At 56.1% G+C, this 18,685-nt stretch carries 21 protein-coding genes; 3 read left to right on the forward strand and 18 right to left on the reverse strand.

The genetic code is table 11. The annotated features are described in order from the left end of the window. Positions 1–8 precede the first annotated feature (8 nt). Genes lpoB through hinT form a run of 3 tightly spaced genes read right to left on the reverse strand, consistent with a single transcriptional unit; the run spans position 9 to position 1,359 of the window. On the reverse strand, positions 9–608 hold the full coding sequence (gene lpoB, locus CKF42_RS07805) for a penicillin-binding protein activator LpoB (RefSeq protein ID WP_111207922.1): 600 nt from the start codon (positions 606–608) through the stop codon (positions 9–11). A gap of 11 nt (positions 609–619) precedes the next feature. Then, complete coding sequence (locus CKF42_RS07810; protein ID WP_111207923.1) at positions 620–988, reverse strand: YcfL family protein; 369 nt, start codon at positions 986–988, stop codon at positions 620–622. A gap of 20 nt (positions 989–1,008) precedes the next feature. After that, a complete protein-coding gene (hinT, locus tag CKF42_RS07815; protein WP_009090851.1) occupies positions 1,009–1,359 on the reverse strand; it encodes a purine nucleoside phosphoramidase in 351 nt (116 codons plus the stop codon). Between the two features lie 359 nt (positions 1,360–1,718). Here hinT and CKF42_RS07820 point away from each other — a divergent pair, with 359 nt between their 5' ends. Further along, positions 1,719–3,320 (forward strand): MFS transporter, encoded by a 1,602-nt coding sequence (locus tag CKF42_RS07820; protein ID WP_111207924.1) that lies wholly within the window; start codon positions 1,719–1,721, stop codon positions 3,318–3,320. Further along, positions 3,317–4,456: a glycoside hydrolase family 105 protein gene (locus CKF42_RS07825; protein WP_046101604.1), complete on the forward strand. Its 1,140-nt coding sequence runs from the start codon at positions 3,317–3,319 to the stop codon at positions 4,454–4,456. Before CKF42_RS07820 ends, CKF42_RS07825 begins: the two co-directional genes overlap by 4 nt. 53 nt (positions 4,457–4,509) lie before the next feature. Here CKF42_RS07825 and ptsG read toward each other — a convergent pair whose 3' ends face one another. The 14 genes from ptsG to yceD all read right to left on the reverse strand — a co-directional run bounded on the left by ptsG (position 4,510) and on the right by yceD (position 16,720). Continuing rightward, a complete protein-coding gene (gene ptsG, locus CKF42_RS07830) occupies positions 4,510–5,946 on the reverse strand; it encodes a PTS glucose transporter subunit IIBC (protein WP_009090856.1) in 1,437 nt (478 codons plus the stop codon). Between the two features lie 292 nt (positions 5,947–6,238). Further along, on the reverse strand, positions 6,239–7,030 hold the full coding sequence (locus tag CKF42_RS07835; RefSeq protein ID WP_111207925.1) for a metal-dependent hydrolase: 792 nt from the start codon (positions 7,028–7,030) through the stop codon (positions 6,239–6,241). Between the two features lie 18 nt (positions 7,031–7,048). Continuing rightward, entirely contained in the window at positions 7,049–8,038 is a 990-nt protein-coding gene (gene holB / locus CKF42_RS07840; RefSeq protein ID WP_111207926.1) for a DNA polymerase III subunit delta', read from the reverse strand. Then, positions 8,038–8,670 (reverse strand): dTMP kinase, encoded by a 633-nt coding sequence (tmk, locus tag CKF42_RS07845; protein ID WP_009090858.1) that lies wholly within the window; start codon positions 8,668–8,670, stop codon positions 8,038–8,040. The genes holB and tmk overlap by 1 nt, the downstream gene beginning before the upstream one ends. Next, on the reverse strand, positions 8,660–9,679 hold the full coding sequence (gene mltG / locus CKF42_RS07850) for an endolytic transglycosylase MltG (RefSeq protein ID WP_058957497.1): 1,020 nt from the start codon (positions 9,677–9,679) through the stop codon (positions 8,660–8,662). The genes tmk and mltG overlap by 11 nt, the downstream gene beginning before the upstream one ends. After that, positions 9,676–10,491 carry an aminodeoxychorismate lyase gene (gene pabC, locus CKF42_RS07855; protein WP_111207927.1) on the reverse strand — a complete coding sequence of 272 codons (816 nt, stop codon included), beginning with the start codon at positions 10,489–10,491 and terminating at the stop codon, positions 9,676–9,678. Before pabC ends, mltG begins: the two co-directional genes overlap by 4 nt. A 91-nt stretch (positions 10,492–10,582) precedes the next feature. Next, a complete protein-coding gene (fabF, locus tag CKF42_RS07860; RefSeq protein ID WP_009090861.1) occupies positions 10,583–11,824 on the reverse strand; it encodes a beta-ketoacyl-ACP synthase II in 1,242 nt (413 codons plus the stop codon). Positions 11,825–11,908: 84 nt separating this feature from the next. Further along, on the reverse strand, positions 11,909–12,145 hold the full coding sequence (gene acpP, locus CKF42_RS07865) for an acyl carrier protein (protein WP_003849865.1): 237 nt from the start codon (positions 12,143–12,145) through the stop codon (positions 11,909–11,911). 154 nt (positions 12,146–12,299) lie between these two features. Then, positions 12,300–13,034 carry a 3-oxoacyl-ACP reductase FabG gene (gene fabG, locus CKF42_RS07870; protein ID WP_009090862.1) on the reverse strand — a complete coding sequence of 245 codons (735 nt, stop codon included), beginning with the start codon at positions 13,032–13,034 and terminating at the stop codon, positions 12,300–12,302. 10 nt (positions 13,035–13,044) lie between these two features. Further along, a complete protein-coding gene (fabD, locus tag CKF42_RS07875; RefSeq protein WP_009090863.1) occupies positions 13,045–13,977 on the reverse strand; it encodes an ACP S-malonyltransferase in 933 nt (310 codons plus the stop codon). A gap of 16 nt (positions 13,978–13,993) precedes the next feature. Then, positions 13,994–14,947, reverse strand: a complete 954-nt coding sequence (locus tag CKF42_RS07880) for a beta-ketoacyl-ACP synthase III (RefSeq protein WP_111207928.1) — start codon at positions 14,945–14,947, stop codon at positions 13,994–13,996. After that, positions 14,948–15,988 (reverse strand): phosphate acyltransferase PlsX, encoded by a 1,041-nt coding sequence (gene plsX / locus CKF42_RS07885; RefSeq protein ID WP_111207929.1) that lies wholly within the window; start codon positions 15,986–15,988, stop codon positions 14,948–14,950. It lies immediately after the preceding gene. Between the two features lie 25 nt (positions 15,989–16,013). Then, positions 16,014–16,184: a 50S ribosomal protein L32 gene (gene rpmF / locus CKF42_RS07890; RefSeq protein WP_003849870.1), complete on the reverse strand. Its 171-nt coding sequence runs from the start codon at positions 16,182–16,184 to the stop codon at positions 16,014–16,016. A gap of 14 nt (positions 16,185–16,198) precedes the next feature. After that, positions 16,199–16,720 carry a 23S rRNA accumulation protein YceD gene (yceD, locus tag CKF42_RS07895; RefSeq protein WP_009090867.1) on the reverse strand — a complete coding sequence of 174 codons (522 nt, stop codon included), beginning with the start codon at positions 16,718–16,720 and terminating at the stop codon, positions 16,199–16,201. Between the two features lie 140 nt (positions 16,721–16,860). Between yceD and CKF42_RS07900 the strand changes: the two genes are divergently transcribed. Next, positions 16,861–17,448 carry a nucleoside triphosphate pyrophosphatase gene (locus CKF42_RS07900; protein ID WP_111207930.1) on the forward strand — a complete coding sequence of 196 codons (588 nt, stop codon included), beginning with the start codon at positions 16,861–16,863 and terminating at the stop codon, positions 17,446–17,448. Between the two features lie 11 nt (positions 17,449–17,459). On the opposite strand, the gene rluC is transcribed toward CKF42_RS07900, so the two are convergent. Continuing rightward, positions 17,460–18,416 (reverse strand): 23S rRNA pseudouridine(955/2504/2580) synthase RluC, encoded by a 957-nt coding sequence (gene rluC, locus CKF42_RS07905; protein WP_111207931.1) that lies wholly within the window; start codon positions 18,414–18,416, stop codon positions 17,460–17,462. Positions 18,417–18,685 lie beyond the last annotated feature (269 nt).

Below are 18,685 nucleotides of genomic sequence, written 5' to 3' on the forward strand. Positions count from 1 at the left end.
ATGCGGAATCAATGCTGTGCAATGCCGTTGCCAGACCAGATGATTTCGCCGGTCTGCACCAGCATCAGTTGCATCTGCAGGGTCGGCGCTTTCACATCGCCGCGTGCATTGCTGTAAAGCACATACTGCGCGTTAACATTGCGGGCCAGGCCAATCGCTTTACTGCGCGAGTTCAGGCTGTCATCCGGTGACAAACCCAGCGCCTGCTTGGCCTGTGCCAGTTGATCGGCTGAAACCAGAGTGAATTTGCCGTTGTTGTTCAGCGCATTCTGGATCGCCGCTGTGGCTTTCTCGCTTTGCAGCGATCCGTTGGTGCTGTTTTTAATCCGATCCACCAGCAGCACGCTGCCTGGCTCGGCGCTGGTCGCCTGGAGCATCTGCGCCACCAGCGGCTGAACGCTGGCGTCCCAGTTGATCGTCACCAGCTTCGGTGGCTGCGGCACCGGCTGTGGCTGCGGTTGCGGCACCGGTTCAGGTTGCGGAACGGGCTGCACCGGCTCAGAAGGCTGGGTCGGTTCAACCGTGGCGGGCTGCTGCTGCTTCACGACACAGCCGGAGAGAATGAGCGCCATCAGGAGCGCTCCGGTACGATTAATACTGCGTATCACGTCGAAAATCCTTAAAGATAGAGATAGAGACGAACCTTGCTGGCAGTCAGGTTACCCAGTTGCGATGTGGCGACAATGCTCCCCTGTGCCGGAACGGTGACGGTCTGCGCCGGTTCCTGCGGGGTGATTTCCAGCCCCTTGTCGTCATACCAGTAGTAACGATAGTGCACAATGACCGGGGTTTCGCGCTGATTATAGAGCACGCTGGTGGCGCGTTTCAGTCCATCGTTCTCATCCAGCCTCGGCTCATCGGTGATGATCCCTGCCGACAGCACAGAGGACTCCATCACCAGCGACTGCGAGGTATTGATCATCGGTTTATCACTGCTACAGGCCGTCAGGCAGAGCAGGATCGGCAGGCCAGTCAGCCAGGATCGCATAGCACGTTTCCGTTGTCAGTTCAGTTTGAAAGCATCGGGCCCAGCGGTTCGCCACCCAGCAGATGCATGTGAATATGATAAACCTCCTGACCCCCATGTTGATTGCAGTTCACAATCAGCCGATAACCATTCTGATCGATGCCTTCCTGACGGGCGATTTTCGCCGCGGTGGTGAACATGCGGCCCAGCGCATGCTCATGCGCCGCTTCCGCCTCGTTAACCGTCGGGATCAGTACATTCGGCACGATCAGGATATGGGTCGGGGCTTTGGGCGAAATGTCGCGGAAGGCAGTGACCAGCTCATCCTGATAAACCACATCAGCGGGGATTTCGCGGCGGATAATTTTACTAAAAATGGTTTCTTCAGCCATGGTGCAATTCCTTTAGCATGAGTCGTAATCAAGCAGTATGAGGGAGAAATTTGTTTTCTTTCAACCTCGGTGCCACTTTTCTTGTTTTGTTAGCCTGCCTTTGTAGCAGCGCGCTATCTTCCTGGCCAGTATGCCGTTTTGCTGGTCCTGCTGACCACCGCCTCATTATAAAAATGAAACGCTGTTTCATAAATAAGAGTTTCGCCCCCCTTTTCTTCATCTGGTTGCCATTCTGGCGCCATCCCTTGCCAAATCGCGAAGGTTTACCCCTCCGGTCAGTTCTACTTTGCTAACCAGTCCGGTTGAGATGTCCGGCGTCACCAGAGTTAACCGCCATACAACCTCAAGGAGCCTCTGCTATGCGCTCACGTAAAATTGGTCCGGGCCACTATCTGGCCTATGGTTCTGGAGATTTTCTTGGAGCCGGCACGACGGCACTGACTGCCGCCTGGTTGCTCTATTTTTACACCACCTTTTGTGGATTGACCCCGATTCAGGCCACCCTGATTTTCGCCGCCGCCCGCGTTCTGGATGCGATAGTCAGTCCGCTGATGGGGTTTATCACCGATAACTTCGGCTCTACCCGACTGGGTAAACGCTTTGGCCGCCGCAAATTCTTTATCCTGCTCGGCATTCCCGCGGTGTTCAGTTACAGCCTGATGTGGGTCAGCGACATGAGTTTCTGGTGGTATCTCTCCACTTATCTGCTGTTTGACATCGTCTACACCATGATCCTGGTGCCCTATGAAACGCTGGTCCCGGAAATGACGGACGATTTCAGAGAAAAAACGCACTTCTCCGGTGCACGCATCGGGCTGGCACAGCTGTCGGCCATACTGGCAGCGTTTTTGCCTGGCCTTTTGCTGGGCTGGCTGGGAAAAGATAACCCTCTCTCCTTTTTCTACGCCAGTCTGGTCTTCTCCGTCATCTGTGCGCTGGTGCTGACACTGGTGTGGTGTTTTACCTGGGAGCGTCATCCTGATGATTTTTCCGCGGAGTCGCGCCGGGCCGGGCTGGAAAAACAGCAACTGACGCTCCGGCAGAGCCTGAAACGGCTCTATGTTGAGCTGGCTTCTACCCTGCGCATCCGCATCTTCCGCCAGCACCTGGGCATGTATCTCGGTGGCTATATCGCTCAGGATATCTTTAACGCCGTCTTTACCTGGTATGTGGTATTTGTGCTGATGCAGAGCGCCCAGGTCGCCTCAAGCCTGATGGGCACGATGGCGGTGCTGCAGTTCATCGCGGTGATGGTGATGATCCCGCTTTGCATCCGTCTTGGTCCTGCGCCCGCCTACCGTATGGTGGCTCTCCTGTTCGCCCTGGCAGCGCTCTCCTATGCCGGATTGTGGTATGCCGGCCTGAACGACAACATGTCACTGCTGCTCGCCGTCTCTGCCCTGGCTGGGCTGGGACGTGGCGGCATCAATTATGTGCCGTGGAACACCTACACCTATATCGCCGACGTGGATGAGGTGATCACCGGTCAGCGACGGGAAGGGATTTTTGCCGGCATCATGACGCTGACGCGGAAAGCCTCGCAGGCGGGGGCGGTGATGCTGGTTGGCATCATTCTGCAACTCTCGGGCTTTGTCTCTGGTCAGTCGACGCAGTTACCCGGGGTCAGCCACACCATCCTGGCGATTCTGAGCATCGGCACCGTCGCCGTTCTGGCCTGCGGCTTTATGGTGTCACTGCGCTTCAGGCTGAATCTGCAGACCCATACTGTGCTGCGTCAGGAGACGCAGAAAATGCGTGAAGCGGGCCGTATCGTGCCGGAAAGTATCACCCCGGACGCGCGCAGGATCGTTGAAATGCTGGCGGGCATGCCCTATGAGAATCTGTGGGGTAACAATAATATTGGCTTTCTCAATCGCAACAAGCCCGCTCCCGGCAAACTCCCGGCCCCCTCTCTGATCTCCCCTTCTTTAAACCCGACCTTAAACAGGAATAAATCATGATGCTCTTTCCCGTTAAACAGAGTCCGCTGCTGCGCCAGCCTGAGTATCTGCTGCCACGCCGTGAACTGGTACAGCTGATTGAGAAGCTGACACAAAATCTGATTAACATCACCGACGAAACCGGCGAATTCTTGCTGCGGCTGGATGATGGCCGGGTGATTGATACCAAAGGCTGGGCAGGCTGGGAGTGGACTCACGGCATTGGTCTCTATGGGATGCTGCACTACTACCAGCAGACCGGTGATGAGCAGACGCTGTCGATTATCGATACGTGGTTTTCGCAGCGGCTGGCGGAAGGCACGCCGACCAAAAATGTCAATACGGTCTGTCCTTTTCTGACTCTGGCCTATCGCTATGAGGAGACCGGTAATCCGGTCTGGAAGCCGGTACTTGAGCGCTGGGCGGAATGGGTTATGTATGAGATGCCGCGCACCGAACAGGGTGGCCTGCAGCACATTGTCTATAACAGCGAAAACAGGCAGCAACTCTGGGACGATACGCTCATGATGAGCGTGATGGCGCTGGCCAAAATCGGGCAACTGCTGAAGCGCGACGCGTGGATTGAGGAAGCGGTTTATCAGTTCCTGCTTCATACCCAGTATCTGATGGATCGCGGGACCGGTTTGTGGTTTCACGGCTGGAACTTTGACGGCCGCCATCACTTCGCGAATGCGCGCTGGGCCCGTGGCAACAGCTGGGTGACGATAGTGATCCCCGACTTTCTGGAGATGATGGACTGGCCTGAGCATCACGCCACCCGCCGTTTTCTGCAGCAGGTGCTGGAAAGCCAGGTCAGGGCACTCAGCGCCTGTCAGCACAGCAGTGGATTATGGCACACCCTGCTCGATGACCCGCACAGTTATCCGGAAGCCTCTGCCACGGCTGGCTTTGCCTATGGGATCCTGAAAGGCGTCCGTAAGCGTTATCTGCCCGCTGAATATCGTGAGGTCGCTGAAAAAGCACTGCGCGGTGTGATTGCCAACATTGATGACGATGGTGAGCTGAAGCAGGTTTCGTTCGGAACCGCGATGAGCAGCGATCTCGATGACTACCGCAACATTCCCCTGACCTCAATGCCGTACGGCCAGGCGATGGCGCTGCTCTGTCTGACCGAGTATCTGCGGGTTTACCTCTGAGTGATAATAAAAAAAAGCCCCGCAGTGCGGGGCTTTCTCATCAGCGTGTCTCGTTACATGCTGCGGATGTAATCATCCATATCGGTTTTCAGGTTATCTGACTTGGTGCCGAAAATGGCCTGTACACCTGAACCGGCCACTACCACGCCGCGGGCGCCGAGGTTTTTCAGTTCTGACTGATCCACTTTCGCCACATCCGCCACGCTGACGCGCAGACGGGTGATACAGGCATCCAGGTTAGTGATGTTCTCTTTACCGCCAAACGCAGCAACCAGTTTGCCAGCCATCTCTGTGCCGGTCGCAGAAGATTGCTCGCTGCTGCTGCTCTCTTCACGGCCAGGCGTTTTCAGGTTTAGCTTGACGATCAGTACGCGGAACAGGGTGTAGTACACCAGACCATAGATGATACCGATAATCGGGAACAGCCAGATTTTGCTGCTGTTGCCGCTCAGCACGATAAAGTCGATCAGACCGTGTGAGAAGCTGGTGCCATCACGCATACCCAGCAGGATACAGATTGGGAACGCCAGACCTGCCAGAATGGCATGGATCACATACAGGATGGGTGCCACGAACATGAATGAGAATTCAATCGGTTCGGTGATACCGGTCAGGAACGAGGTCAGCGCAGCAGAGATCATGATGCCGCCGACTTTGGCACGGTTTTCAGGTTTCGCGGAGTGCCAGATAGCAATCGCAGCAGCCGGCAGGCCGTACATTTTGAACAGGAAGCCGCCTGAGAGTTTACCGGCAGTCGGGTCACCCGCCATGTAGCGTGGGATATCGCCGTGGAACACCTGGCCTGCGGCGTTGGTGTACTCGCCAATCTGCATCTGGAAAGGCACGTTCCAGATGTGATGCAGACCAAACGGCACCAGAGCACGCTCTACGACGCCATAGATACCAAAGGCCACAACCGGGTTCTGATAAGCCGCCCACTGCGAGAACTCCTGAATCGCGGCACCCACCGGTGGCCAGATGAAGGAGAGCAGCACGCCCAGCACAATCGCCGCCAGGCCGGAGATAATCGGCACAAAACGCTTACCGGCAAAGAAGCCCAGATACTCAGGCAGCTTGATGCGGTAAAAACGGTTAAACATATAGGCGGCGATGGAGCCGGCGATAATTCCGCCCAGCACCCCGGTGTCGGCGAGGTGTTTAGCCTCGATCTCTGCCGCCGGCAGATGCAGAACCAGCGGCGCCACGACCGCCATGGTTTTCACCATGATGCCATACGCGACCACAGCGGCCAGTGCGGAAACGCCGTCATTGTTGGTAAAGCCCAGTGCCACACCAATCGCAAAAATCAGCGGCATATTGGCGAACACTGAGCCGCCCGCTTCTGCCATCACATGCGAAACTACTGCAGGTAACCAGCTGAAATTAGCTGAACCGACCCCTAATAAAATCCCGGCAATCGGCAGAACCGATACCGGCAGCATCAGCGATTTACCGACCTTTTGAAGGTTGGCAAAAGCATTTTTGAACATAGCGTGAAGCTCCTGAGTATGAGTGCATATTTGCGCAGTGCGCGTGGTAAAGAGGGAGGATTCTTTACCGGGGTGGCGGTAACCGCCTTTTGATTTATTACGAAGGGTAAAATAATTACCGATTTTTTACTTTGACGGCTATCACGTTTCAACAATTACAGCGGCATGATTTGCGAAATTTCTGATTAATTCAGCGCTGCAACACGCAATAAAAAACTGACCCTGTTCAGAAAAACAGGGTCATTCGGGAAGATTGCAGATTAATTACAGAGACTGAAATAAACCGGCCGACTCAGGCACCCAGCTGGCTCATCGGGATATGAAACAGCGTGGAGAAGTTGCGGGTGGTCGCCTCCGCCAGCGTTTCGATATCAACCCCTTTCAGCACGGCCAGATAGTCGGCAACGTCGCGCGTATAGGCGGGCTGGTTCTCTTTGCCGCGATAAGGCACCGGGGCCAGATACGGCGAGTCGGTTTCGACCAGCATCCGGTCCAGCGGTACATAGCGTGCGGCCTCACGTAACTGTTCGGCATTACGGAAGGTAACGATACCGGAGAAGGAGATGTAGAAGCCCATATCCAGCAGTTTAGCCGCAGTAGGCTGATCTTCTGTGAAGCAGTGCAGTACGCCGCCACAGCGCTCAACCTGCTCTTCCCGCAGGATCGCCAGCGTATCGTCACGCGCATCGCGGGTGTGAACAATAATCGGTTTGTTCAGCGCAATACCGGTTCGGATATGTTCCCGGAACGAGCGCTGCTGCTGCTCCCGCGTCTCAGGCTGGTAGTGATAATCCAGTCCGGTTTCACCCAGCGCGACCACCCGGGGATCGGCAGCGAGCCGGCGAAACTCCTCAACATCGTACGCCTCTTCCTGATTCAGCGGATGCACGCCGCAGGAGAGCGCAATGTTTTTTCGTTCCCCCACCAGCTGCTTCAGGGTATGAAAACCTGGCAGCGTGGTGGCGATGGCCAGCATAAATTTCACATCACGCGCCGCCGCTTTGGCGAGCACATCATCCAGGTCACGGTGGTTCTTTTCATAATCCAGGCCATCAAGATGGCAATGGGAATCGACAATAAACATAAAGACTCTCAGAGTGATTTAGCCGATCAGGGCGGGCTTCTGGTTATCTGCCCAGCTCAGGAGCTGATCGGTCAGCAATAATTCACGGTTGACTGACGCCACATGCAGTAGCTGTTCACGGCAGCGCATCCAGGTCCGGGCCGTGTTGTTGAGCGCGCTGGCTGAAAAGTGGCTGGCCAGTAAGGCCACCACATCCTGGCGATCGATGTTGCTCAGCCACTGCTCCGCATTCTGCTGCCATTTCATGGCGTCCAGCAGTAATGAAATCAGCCAGCCAATGCGTGCTGCCGCATCGTCTGCATTCAGCACAGGCAGCAGTTGCAGGATGTCGTGCTGCAACGCCGCAGGCAGTGCGTCGCAGAGCTTCTGTCTGGCCTGCCACGGGCCGGTGTCCAGCAGGCTCAGCGCCGCACCGGGCGCGCCCGCGCTCAGGCGTAACGCCGCCAGCAGCATCGCTTCATCCTGTGAGGCGTGCTTCTTCAGCCAGAGCAGGCTCTGCCCTTCATCCGGTGGCGTCAGGTGCAGCGTCATGCAGCGACTGCGCAGCGTTGCCAGCAGCCGTGACGGATCGCGGCTGCTGAGGAAGAACCAGCTGTTAGCGGGCGGCTCTTCCAGCGTTTTCAGCAGGGCGTTGGCCGCCGCTTCCGAAAGCTGTGCCGCATCCGGCAGCCAGACGACTTTTGCCCCCCCCTGCTGACCAAAGTGGTACATTTTTTCTGTCACCTGCCGCACTGCATCAATGCCCAGCGTGGATTTACCTTTCTCCGCCTCAAGCCGGTACCAGTCCGGGTGCGTATTGGCCTGCATCAGCTGGCAACCGTGGCACTGGCCGCAACTTTTCAGGCCATCCGGCTGCTGACACATCAGCCAGCGGCTCATTCCCCAGACCAGCGCCTCATCGCCCATGCCCGTCATCGCGTGGATCATCAGCGCATGGTGAGCGCGATTCTCCTGATGCTGGCTGATGATCTGGCGATAAGGCTGGTTCAGCCACGGATACCAGTTCATCACGCCTGCTCCGCCAGCCACGTATCCAGCGCTGCCTGAAGTGACGCCGTCACATCAGGCAGCGCCTGTGTGGCATCAATCGTGAGGATGGCCGGATCCGCGGCTGCCAGCGCCAGGTAGCGCGCACGGGTGCGTTCGAAGAAGCGCAGCGACTCCTGCTCAATGCGGTCCAGTTCACCACGTGCCCGGGCACGCTGCAGACCGATCTCAGGTGTCACATCCAGATAGAGCGTCAGATCCGGACGGAAGTCGCCGAGTACCGCACTGCGCAGCGTCTGCATCAGATCGCTGTCGAGTCCCCGTCCGCCCCCCTGATAAGCCTGAGAGGAGAGATCGTGACGATCGCCGATCACCCAGGCCCCGCGCGCCAGTGCCGGTTTGATCACGGTTTCCACCAGCTGAACCCGAGCAGCGTAGAGCATCAGCAGTTCCGCTTTATCGGTAACCTGTTCACCCTCAATCCCCTGCTTGACCAGCACCCGCAGCTGTTCCGCCAGCGGCGTTCCGCCTGGCTCCCGGGTAAAGACCAGATCGGTGATGCCCCGGGCGCGCAGCGTGGCGACGATAGCGTCGCGCGCGGTGGTTTTTCCGGCGCCTTCCAGGCCTTCAATGACGATAAACTTACTGTCCATTTTTTTCCTTAAGCGTCTGCCGGTAGACCTGCACCGCCTTATTATGGCTGGCAAGATTTGTGGTAAAGGTATGCCCGCCCTTGCCATCCGCCACAAAGTAGAGATAGTTGGTTTTTTCCGGATGGGCCGCTGCCTGCAGCGAGGCTTTGCCCGGTATGGCGATCGGGCCAGGGGGCAGGCCATTAATCATATAGGTATTGTAACTGCTGGCCGTCTCCAGATCTTTGCGGGTCAGCGTACCGGTGTAGCTGTCGCCCATGCCATAGATCACCGTGGGATCGGTCTGGAGGCGCATCCCCGTACGCAGACGATTGATAAAGACCGACGCAACCCGCGCACGCTCGGCGCTGACGGCGGTCTCTTTTTCAATAATAGAGGCCATCGTGACCAGATCCTGTGGCGTTTTATAGGGCAGATTGTCTGCCCGGCCCTGCCACACTTCCTCAATGGTTTTTTTCATGCGTTCATGTGCACGCTGCAGCAGCGAAACATCGGTGGTGTTCGCCGTGTAGAGCCAGGTATCGGGAAAAAAGTTGCCCTCCAGCTGATCCGCTGGCACCTTAAGCGCGCTGGCAACGGTAGCAAACTGATCGTCTTTCAGGGTATGCCGGATATAGGGTGCCTTGCGCAGTTCACTCAGCCACTCTTTCAGCCGCTGACCTTCCACAAACCGCAACGGGAACTGGGCTTCTTTACCGCTGGCCAGCAGCTGTAACAGCGAACGCACCGTCATGGTCGGCTCAAGGCGATAGGTTCCCGCCTTAAACGTCGCCAGTTCCGGCTCCAGCTTCAGCAGCGCACCGAACCAGATGCTCTCAGGTATGATCTTCTGCTCTTCCAGCTGCGCTTCAAGCGCCACCCGCCCCGTACCGGCAGGCAGCGTGTAGATCGTTTCCTGATGCAGTGTTAAAGGGGTGGCCGCAAATTGCTTAACCTGCCAGTAACTGACAACCGCGGCGAGACCCACTATCGCCAGCAGAGCGGCGAGAATTTTTTTGCTTCGACTCATGATGCATCCATTATCTTTTCACAGCTTGCGAGCAACTGATTAAACAGCGAGCGTTCAGTAAAGTGCGACGCTTCTATCTGTCGGACCGGCAGAACCGGCATCAGCGCATTACATATCACCACTTCATCGGCGTCCAGCAGCTGCGCCGGTTCGCTTTTTATAACCTGGCAAGCCTGACCTGCCGCCGCGAGTTGTGCCATCAGACTCCGCCGCATAATGCCATCCACCCCCGATTCTGACAGATCGGGGGTGTAAATCTGCGTGCCGTGACGCCAGAATAAATTGGCCGCACAGCATTCCACCACCCAACCTTCAGTGTCAAGCACCAGCGCCTCGTCGGCGTCTGTCTGGTCAAGATGAGCCCTGATCAGCACCTGCTCCAGGCGATTAAGATGTTTGATACCGGCAAACAGAGGATTACGCGCCAGACGAACCGGACTGAGGCTGAGAGACACACCACGCTGCTGCAACGTGGCGTAATGGTGCGGCCAGGGCGCGAGCGAAACAATCCGTGTGGGTTCGGCGCAGCCCTGCCGGCTGTATCCGCGTCCGCCGCTACCGGCGCTGATAATCACTTTCAGAACGGCCTGCTCCTGCCCCTGCGCGGCCTGTTTCATCTCAGCCTCAAGCTGAAGCCAGTCAATGCCGCCGATCCATAACCGTTCGCAGCCCTGCCTGAGCCGCTGAAGGTGGTTCTTCAGCAGCAGAATGTTACCCTGTCGCACAGCCGCGGTGGTAAAGCAGCCGTCGCCAAACTGCAGGCCACGGTCGCTGGCTGCCAGCGTTGATTGTTTGATACCGTTAATCCACATCGTTCTCTCCCGGGGATGACGTGTGATTTCAGCGCATTCTGCAGGATAAAAAAAGGCCCGCATCGCGGGCCTTTTTACGCATCAACACCGATTACACTTTACGGAAAATCAACGAACCGTTGGTTCCGCCAAAGCCAAAGGAGTTACACAGCGTGTATTCCAGGCCGGTAACCTGACGTGCGGTATGAGGCACGAAGTCGAGATCGCAGCCTTCATCCGGATTGTCGAGGTTGATGGTCGGTGGAATCGCCTGATCGCGCAGCGCCAGAATCGAGTAGATCGCCTCCACCGCGCCTGCCGCACCCAGCAGGTGACCGGTCATCGACTTAGTCGAGCTGACCATCACGCTCTGTGCCGCCGCACCAAACACGGATTTCACTGCCTGCGCTTCCGCTTTGTCACCGGCCGGCGTTGACGTGCCGTGCGCGTTAACGTAGCCAATCTGCGCCGGATCCAGCTGAGCGTCACGCAGCGCGTTGACCATCGCTGCCGCCGCACCTGAACCGTTTTCCGGTGGTGATGTCATGTGGTAAGCGTCGCTGCTCATGCCGAAACCGACGATTTCTGCATAGATCTTCGCGCCGCGTTTTTTCGCGTGTTCGTACTCTTCCAGCACCACGATACCGGCACCGTCGCCCAGCACAAAACCGTCACGATCTTTATCCCACGGACGGCTTGCCGCCTGCGGGTTGTCGTTACGGGTTGAGAGCGCACGTGCAGCACCAAAACCGCCCACGCCCAATGGCGTACTGGCTTTCTCTGTGCCACCTGCCAGCATCACGTCAGCATCGTTATAGGCGATGATACGTGCAGCATGACCGATGTTATGGACGCCAGAAGTACAGGCTGTCGCAATAGAGATGCTCGGACCCTTCAGGCCATACATGATGGTGAGATGACCCGCCACCATGTTAACGATGGTTGAAGGCACAAAGAATGGACTGATTTTGCGCGGGCCACCGTTGACCAGGGAGGTATGATTCTCTTCAATCAGACCCAGGCCACCGATGCCGGAGCCAATCGCTGCGCCCATACGGCCTGCATTTTCCTCGGTCACAACCAGACCGCTGTCCTGCATGGCCTGAATACCAGCCACGATGCCGTATTGGATGAATTCGTCCATCTTGCGCTGATCTTTGCGCGAGATGAAATCATCACAATTAAAATCTCTTACCAGACCTGCAAAACGCGTTGCATAAGCACTGGTATCAAAATGGTCGATCAGGGTAATGCCGCTCTGACCGGCAAGGAGAGCACTCCAGGTAGACTCTACGGTATTGCCGACAGGAGACAACATGCCAAGACCAGTCACAACTACACGACGCTTAGACACGTTCGTCCTCCAGGGAGGGGAAATAGGAACTATGTGGGACAAACAAAAAAATCAGGCGGTCGAGCGACCGCCTGAAGATATTCATTAGCCTTTATGGCTATTGATGTAGTCGATCGCTGCCTGAACGGTAGTGATTTTCTCAGCTTCTTCGTCTGGAATCTCAGTATCAAACTCTTCTTCCAGAGCCATCACCAGCTCAACGGTATCAAGAGAATCGGCACCCAGGTCTTCTACGAAAGATGCAGAGTTGGTGACTTCTTCCTCTTTCACACCCAGCTGCTCACTGATGATTTTCTTAACGCGTTGTTCGATATCGCTCATACTATTTAATTTCCTATCAAAACTCGCTTTCGCGATGGTTTTCGTAGTGTATAAAATGGTGAAAAAGATGCAACAAAATCCCGGCTGGTCTAACCACGATTTTGCGTTATTTTGCGGTTTTAACCGCAAATAATGCAAATGATTTCGTGATTTATCAGACCATGTACATTCCGCCATTGACGTGCAGCGTTTCACCTGTGATGTAGGCTGCTTCGTCAGAGGCTAAAAATGCCACAGCATTGGCGATTTCCTGCGCTTCGCCTAAGCGACCCGCTGGCACTTCCGCCAAAATACCGGAACGTTGATCTTCGTTCAGTGCCCGCGTCATGTCAGTCTCAATAAAGCCTGGAGCCACGACGTTGACGGTAATGCCACGTGACGCGATTTCGCGCGCCAGTGATTTGCTAAAGCCAATCAAACCCGCTTTTGCTGCTGCGTAGTTTGCCTGGCCCGCGTTACCCATGGTGCCGACAACGGAACCAATGGTGATGATACGGCCCACGCGCTTTTTCATCATGGCACGCAGAACCGCCTTAGAAAGGCGGAATACCGATGTGAGGTTAGTATCCAGGATATCCTGCCACTCATCGTCCTTCATGCGCATGAGAAGATTGTCACGCGTAATGCCTGCATTATTGACTAAAATATCCACTTCGCCAAATTCAGCGCGAATATTCTCTAAAACGCTGTTAATGGAGTCAGCGTCAGTCACATTCAGTAACAGGCCCTTGCCCTTGTCGCCAAGGTAAGCACTGATGGCGTCGGCGCCACTCTGGCTGGTTGCAGTTCCGACGACTCTGGCACCGCGTGCCACCAGGGTTTCTGCAATCGCACGACCAATGCCGCGACTCGCGCCGGTAACCAGCGCAACTTTACCTTCAAAGCTCATGATTTTCCTCTTATTCCTTTCCGAGTGCAGCGTTCAGTGAAGCCGTATCGTTCACGGCAGCAGCGGTCAGGGTATCGACAATGCGTTTGGTCAGACCGGTCAGGACTTTGCCCGGACCCATCTCCAGCAGGTGTGTCACACCCTGTGCTGCCATCGCTTCCACGCTCTCGGTCCAGCGAACCGGGCTGTAAAGCTGACGAACCAGCGCATGGCGGATAGCCGACGCGTCGGATTCTGCTTTGACATCGACATTATTAATGACCGGCACCGCTGGCGTATTAAACGTTATGCCTTCAAGCGCCACCGCCAGTTTGTCGGCAGCAGGCTTCATCAGTGCGCAGTGGGAAGGCACGCTGACCGGCAGCGGTAAGGCACGCTTGGCACCCGCGGCTTTACAGGCCGCGCCTGCACGTTCAACGGCTTCTTTGTTACCCGCAATGACCACCTGGCCTGGCGAGTTGAAGTTTACCGGCGAAACAACCTGGCCCTGAGCACTCTCTTCACAGGCCTGACGGATAGCGGCGTCATCCAGGCCAATAATCGCCTGCATTGCGCCCGTGCCTTCCGGGACCGCTTCCTGCATCAGTTTGCCGCGCAGTTCAACCAGTTTCACCGCGTCAGCGAAGTTGAGCACGCCTGCACACACCAGTGCCGAGTACTCACCCAGGCTGTGACCGGCCATCAGAACGGGCTGTTCGCCGCCCTGCGCCTGCCAGACACGATAGATAGCCACGGAGGCGGCCAGCAGGGCTGGCTGAGTCTGCCAGGTTTTATTCAGCTCTTCAGCCGGACCCTGGCTGACTAACTGCCACAGATCGTATCCCAGCGCGTCAGAAGCTTCACGGAAGGTCTCTTCAACCTGCGGATAAGTGGCTGCTAATTCAGCCAGCATGCCCACGGTCTGTGAACCCTGACCGGGAAAAACAAATGCAATTTGCGTCATCTTTCGTTCCTGTCAATCAAAAGCGAACCAGCGCAGAACCCCAGGTGAATCCACCACCAAAGGCTTCCAGCAGAATAAGGTGTCCGGGTTTGATACGGCCATCACGAACCGCTTCGTCCAGTGCGCTTGGCACCGAGGCGGCAGAGGTGTTGCCGTGGCGATCCAGTGTGACGACCACTTTATCCATGGTCATGCCGAGTTTTTTCGCGGTGGCGCTGATGATGCGCAGGTTAGCCTGATGCGGCACCAGCCAGTCCAGCATTTCACGATCAAGATTATTGGCCTGCAGCGTTTCGTCAACGATGTGGGCCAGCTCGGTTACGGCGACTTTAAAGACTTCGTTGCCCGCCATGGTGACATAGGCAGGCTGATCCTGATGCGCGCGATCCTGATAAGGCAGGGTCAGCAGCTGCGAATAGCGACCGTCGGCGTGCAGATGGGTAGAGATGATCCCCTGCTCTTCGCTCTGGCCCAGCACAACCGCACCCGCGCCATCACCGAACAGGATGATGGTGCCGCGATCTTCCGGATCCAGCGCGCGCGCCAGCACATCAGCACCAATCACCAGCGCATGTTTTACGGCGCCATTTTTGATGTATTGATCGGCCACGCTCAGTGCATAGGTGAAACCGGCGCAGGCGGCCGCAAGGTCAAACGCCGCGCAGTCTTTAATCTCCAGCATTTGCTGGATCATGCAGGCGGAGCTCGGGAAGGCATGGCTGGAAGAGGTTGTGGCGACAATGATCAGCCCAACGTCGTTCGCCTCAATGCCGGCCATTTCCAGCGCGCGCTGAGCGGCGCTGAATCCCATGGTGGCGACGGTTTCGTCAGGTGCAGCAATGCGACGCTCACGGATGCCGGTACGGGTAACAATCCACTCGTCCGACGTCTCCACCATTTTTTCCAGATCGGCATTGGTGCGAATCTGGCTGGGCAGATAACTGCCCGTACCGATAATTTTGGTATACATCTAGGCTTTGTCACTCCTGGCTAATACAGCATCAAGGCGCGCAGCAATTCGTTCGGGAATTTGCTGCCTCACCGCCTGCTCTGCCTGTTCTATCGCCACGGCGAAGGCGTGTTGAGTTGCTGCGCCGTGACTCTTGATCACTGTTCCGCGCAATCCTAACAGACAAGCGCCATTGTACTGGTCGGGGTTGAGATGCCCGAAGCGCTTTGCCAGACGTTTCTGAACCCAGCGCCCCAGCAACTGAAGCCACCATGACCGTTTTTTGCCTTCCCCTGAGGACTTCAGCAGAGAAAGAAACATTCTTACCACGCCTTCCATCGTCTTCAGCGTGACGTTCCCGACAAAACCGTCACAGACCATGACATCGGTTTTACCGGTCAGCAGCTCATTACCTTCGAGGTAACCAATATAGTTGATGTGCGGTGATTCTCGCAGCATAACCGCGGCGTCACGGATCGTTTCCAGCCCTTTGGTCTCTTCATGACCGATGTTGAGCAATGCAACACGGGGCTGAGAAATCCCCAGTACATACTCGGCCATCACGGAACCCATCACGGCAAACTGCACCAGCATCGCACTGTCTGAGTCCACATTCGCGCCCAGATCGAGTACCACCGTTTTACCCTGCTGCTGATGCGGCAAAACGGACATCAGCGCCGGACGCTTAATGCCGTCCAGCGGTTTTAATAAGAGTGTCGACAGCCCCATCAAAGCCCCGGTATTACCGGCGCTGATACAGGCCTGGGCACGTCCCTCTTTCACCATCTCCAGCGCCACACGCATTGAGCTGCCGCGACTGTTCCGGATGGCCTGAGCGGGCCGCGCATCACTTGCAATAACCGATTCGGCAGGGATAACCTGCAAACGCCCCATCAGGGAGGAATCCGCTTTGGCAAGCAATGGCATGAGAGTGTCGGGATGTCCGACAAGAAGAAGGAATAGTTCCGAATGAGAGGCCAGTGCCTGCAATGCTGCAGGCACTGTCACGCAGGGACCGAAGTCCCCGCCCATGGCATCAATCGCCAGGGTCAAACGTGTCAAGGTATCGCCTTGCTAAGCAAGAAACTTACTTAACGATAACCTTGCGACCGCGGTAGTAACCGTCCGCAGTGATGTGGTGACGCAGATGAGTTTCGCCAGAAACTTTATCTACTGACAGAGCAGCAGTGGTCAGCGCATCGTGCGAACGACGCATACCACGCTTAGAACGGGTGGGTTTATTCTGTTGTACGGCCATGGACCTTACTCCTATTACTTACGCTTTAAACTGGCTAATACGGCAAATGGATTTGGTTTCTCCGCCTCTGCAGGCAGTTTGCCAAAGACCATGTCCGCCTCGGACACTTCACAGTGTTCAGAATCGTGCACCGGAACGACCGGCAGCGCGAGGATCAGTTCATCCTCAACAACCGCCAGCAGATCGATCTCACCAAATTCGTTGACATCGACCGGCTCGTACGCTTCCGGCAATGCTTCGGCCTGCTCTTCAGAAGAGACGGGACTGAAACAAAAACTGACTTTTACGTGATGGGGAAAGGTCTGGTTGCAGCGCTGACAACGTAACGTCACCTGAACTTCAGCAGTACCCGTCAGTACCGCCAGACGTTGGCTATCAACCGCGAACGACATGGCACAATCCACATCACTGTCCACACTAACGACCGACTCGGCCACACGCTCCACCTGTGCAGATGTGTAGACACCCTGATAATCAAGGCGCTTCTGAGCGGTGCGGACAGGGTCCAGCGTTAGGGGTAATTTTACCTTTTGCATAGGGCGCGCATATTAACTTTGTAATGTCATAGAGTCAAAGAAAAAGGCCGTTAAACAGCATCTTTCAACCACTATTCGCATCCAGTGCGGCGCACAGTTTAAAATGACTGTCACCAATTCGCTATTACTATTGAAAAAAAATGACGCCATCGATTCTTTTAGCTTCGACCTCCCCCTTCCGACAGGCGCTGCTGCGCAAGCTGGGGCTGCCTTTTATTACGGCTGCGCCAGAAGTAGATGAGTCGCCGCTGCCGGATGAATCGGCGCAGGCGCTGGTGACGCGACTTGCCAAAGCCAAAGCGCAGGCACTGGCAGAAACCTACCCCAGTCACTGGATTATCGGCTCTGACCAGGTCTGTGTACTGGATGGCGTGATTACCGGAAAGCCTCACACCGCAGAGAAGGCGCGGGCGCAACTGCGTGCCGCCAGCGGCAAAGCGATCACATTTTATACCGGCCTGGCACTCTGTCATCCCGCCAGTGGCACACTGCTGCAGGCGTGTGAACCTTTTGTGGTGCATTTCCGCACCTTAACCGAGGCAGAGATCACCGGCTATGTTGAGAAAGAGCAGCCGTTTCAGTGTGCGGGCAGCTTTAAAAGTGAGGGGCTGGGAATTTGTCTGTTTGATCGACTGGAGGGGCGCGACCCCAACACGCTGGTCGGCCTGCCGCTGATTGCGCTCAATGCAATGCTACAGCAGGCCGGCATCAATCCTTTAACCGCGTGATGCCGGAGCACTCACCCTTTACGCTGACGTAACCTGAGCAGACACTGCTTCAGGCCTTCGTCCAGCGGCGCTTCCACCCGCATCACGTCGCCCGTGCCAGGATGGGTAAAGGTCAGGGCCACCGCGTGCAGGAAGAGGCGATTTAAGCCGGTTGCCGCCAGCTGACTGTCAAAGTCACGTTCGCCATAGCGATCGTCAAACGCGATAGGATGACCGGCGTGCAGCGTATGCACACGAATCTGGTGCGTGCGACCGGTTACCGGGCTGGCTTTCACCAGCGTGGCAAACTCAAACCGCTCTTCTACTTTGAAGCGGGTTTCAGAGGGTTTGCCTTCGCTGCTGACGCGCACCACGCGTTCGCCGCTCTGCAGGATATTTTTCAGCAGCGGAGCCTGAACCACTTTCAGGTGTGACGGCCAGTTGCCGCGCACCAGCGCCAGATAATCCTTCTGCATCCCTTTTTCGCGCAGTTGCTCATGCAGGGAGCGCAGCGCCGAGCGCTTTTTCGCCACCAGCAGAATACCGGAGGTGTCACGGTCCAGGCGATGCACCAGCTCCAGGAAGCGTGCTTCGGGACGGAGTGCGCGCAGGCCTTCAATGACGCCGAAGGTCAACCCGCTGCCTCCGTGAACGGCGGTGCCGGAAGGCTTGTTCATCACCAGCAGCGCCTCATCTTCATACAGAATGGCGTCAGCCAGTGAGGCTACTTTTGCCAGTTTCGGTGACACGGCCTCGTCATCGCGTTCGGCGACCCGCACCGGTGGAATGCGAACCTCATCGCCCTCCTCCAGCTTATATTCGGGCTTGACGCGCTTTTTATTCACCCGCACCTCGCCTTTGCGAACGATGCGATAAACCATGCTTTTTGGCACACCCTTGAGTTGGGTGCGCAAAAAGTTATCAATGCGTTGTCCGGCATTTTCAGCCGTGATGGCGACAAATTGTACGCCCGGATTCTCTGTTTTCATGGCGGCGATTCTAAATAGTGTCCCCTGATAGCGCCACCCCTTTTTCTGTGCTTAACTCTGGGGTTGATGTGGCGGCAGGTCGCCTCCCTGCTGACTTTTTCAGCAAACCGCTGCTTTGTCCGACACATTAATAAGTTAAATGTAAAGAAACTTCACAAGCTGGCTAAAGTCGCCTTGCTATATGAAGGTTAGCAGTGGAATAATGCTTGAGTTTCTTACCTGAAGCATTTCAGGGCAGAAAAAGAGCGAAATTGTCATTTTGCCGGATT

The sequence above is a fragment of the Pantoea sp. ARC270 genome, assembly GCF_003236725.1.
Classification (GTDB): Bacteria; Pseudomonadota; Gammaproteobacteria; order Enterobacterales; family Enterobacteriaceae; genus Pantoea; species Pantoea anthophila.

Bases quoted from the DNA above. Each gene is read 5' to 3' on its own strand.
- CKF42_RS07810 (WP_111207923.1), bottom strand. From the start codon at position 988: ATGCGATCCTGGCTGACTGGCCTGCCGATCCTGCTCTGCCTGACGGCC.
- hinT (WP_009090851.1), bottom strand. From the start codon at position 1,359: ATGGCTGAAGAAACCATTTTTAGTAAAATTATCCGCCGCGAAATCCCC.
- CKF42_RS07820 (WP_111207924.1), top strand. From the start codon at position 1,719: ATGCGCTCACGTAAAATTGGTCCGGGCCACTATCTGGCCTATGGTTCT.
- CKF42_RS07825 (WP_046101604.1), top strand. From the start codon at position 3,317: ATGATGCTCTTTCCCGTTAAACAGAGTCCGCTGCTGCGCCAGCCTGAG.
- ptsG (WP_009090856.1), bottom strand. From the start codon at position 5,946: ATGTTCAAAAATGCTTTTGCCAACCTTCAAAAGGTCGGTAAATCGCTG.
- CKF42_RS07835 (WP_111207925.1), bottom strand. From the start codon at position 7,030: ATGTTTATTGTCGATTCCCATTGCCATCTTGATGGCCTGGATTATGAA.
- holB (WP_111207926.1), bottom strand. From the start codon at position 8,038: ATGAACTGGTATCCGTGGCTGAACCAGCCTTATCGCCAGATCATCAGC.
- tmk (WP_009090858.1), bottom strand. From the start codon at position 8,670: ATGGACAGTAAGTTTATCGTCATTGAAGGCCTGGAAGGCGCCGGAAAA.
- mltG (WP_058957497.1), bottom strand. From the start codon at position 9,679: ATGAGTCGAAGCAAAAAAATTCTCGCCGCTCTGCTGGCGATAGTGGGT.
- pabC (WP_111207927.1), bottom strand. From the start codon at position 10,491: ATGTGGATTAACGGTATCAAACAATCAACGCTGGCAGCCAGCGACCGT.
- acpP (WP_003849865.1), bottom strand. From the start codon at position 12,145: ATGAGCGATATCGAACAACGCGTTAAGAAAATCATCAGTGAGCAGCTG.
- fabG (WP_009090862.1), bottom strand. From the start codon at position 13,034: ATGAGCTTTGAAGGTAAAGTTGCGCTGGTTACCGGCGCGAGTCGCGGC.
- fabD (WP_009090863.1), bottom strand. From the start codon at position 13,977: ATGACGCAAATTGCATTTGTTTTTCCCGGTCAGGGTTCACAGACCGTG.
- CKF42_RS07880 (WP_111207928.1), bottom strand. From the start codon at position 14,947: ATGTATACCAAAATTATCGGTACGGGCAGTTATCTGCCCAGCCAGATT.
- rpmF (WP_003849870.1), bottom strand. From the start codon at position 16,184: ATGGCCGTACAACAGAATAAACCCACCCGTTCTAAGCGTGGTATGCGT.
- yceD (WP_009090867.1), bottom strand. From the start codon at position 16,720: ATGCAAAAGGTAAAATTACCCCTAACGCTGGACCCTGTCCGCACCGCT.
- CKF42_RS07900 (WP_111207930.1), top strand. From the start codon at position 16,861: ATGACGCCATCGATTCTTTTAGCTTCGACCTCCCCCTTCCGACAGGCG.
- rluC (WP_111207931.1), bottom strand. From the start codon at position 18,416: ATGAAAACAGAGAATCCGGGCGTACAATTTGTCGCCATCACGGCTGAA.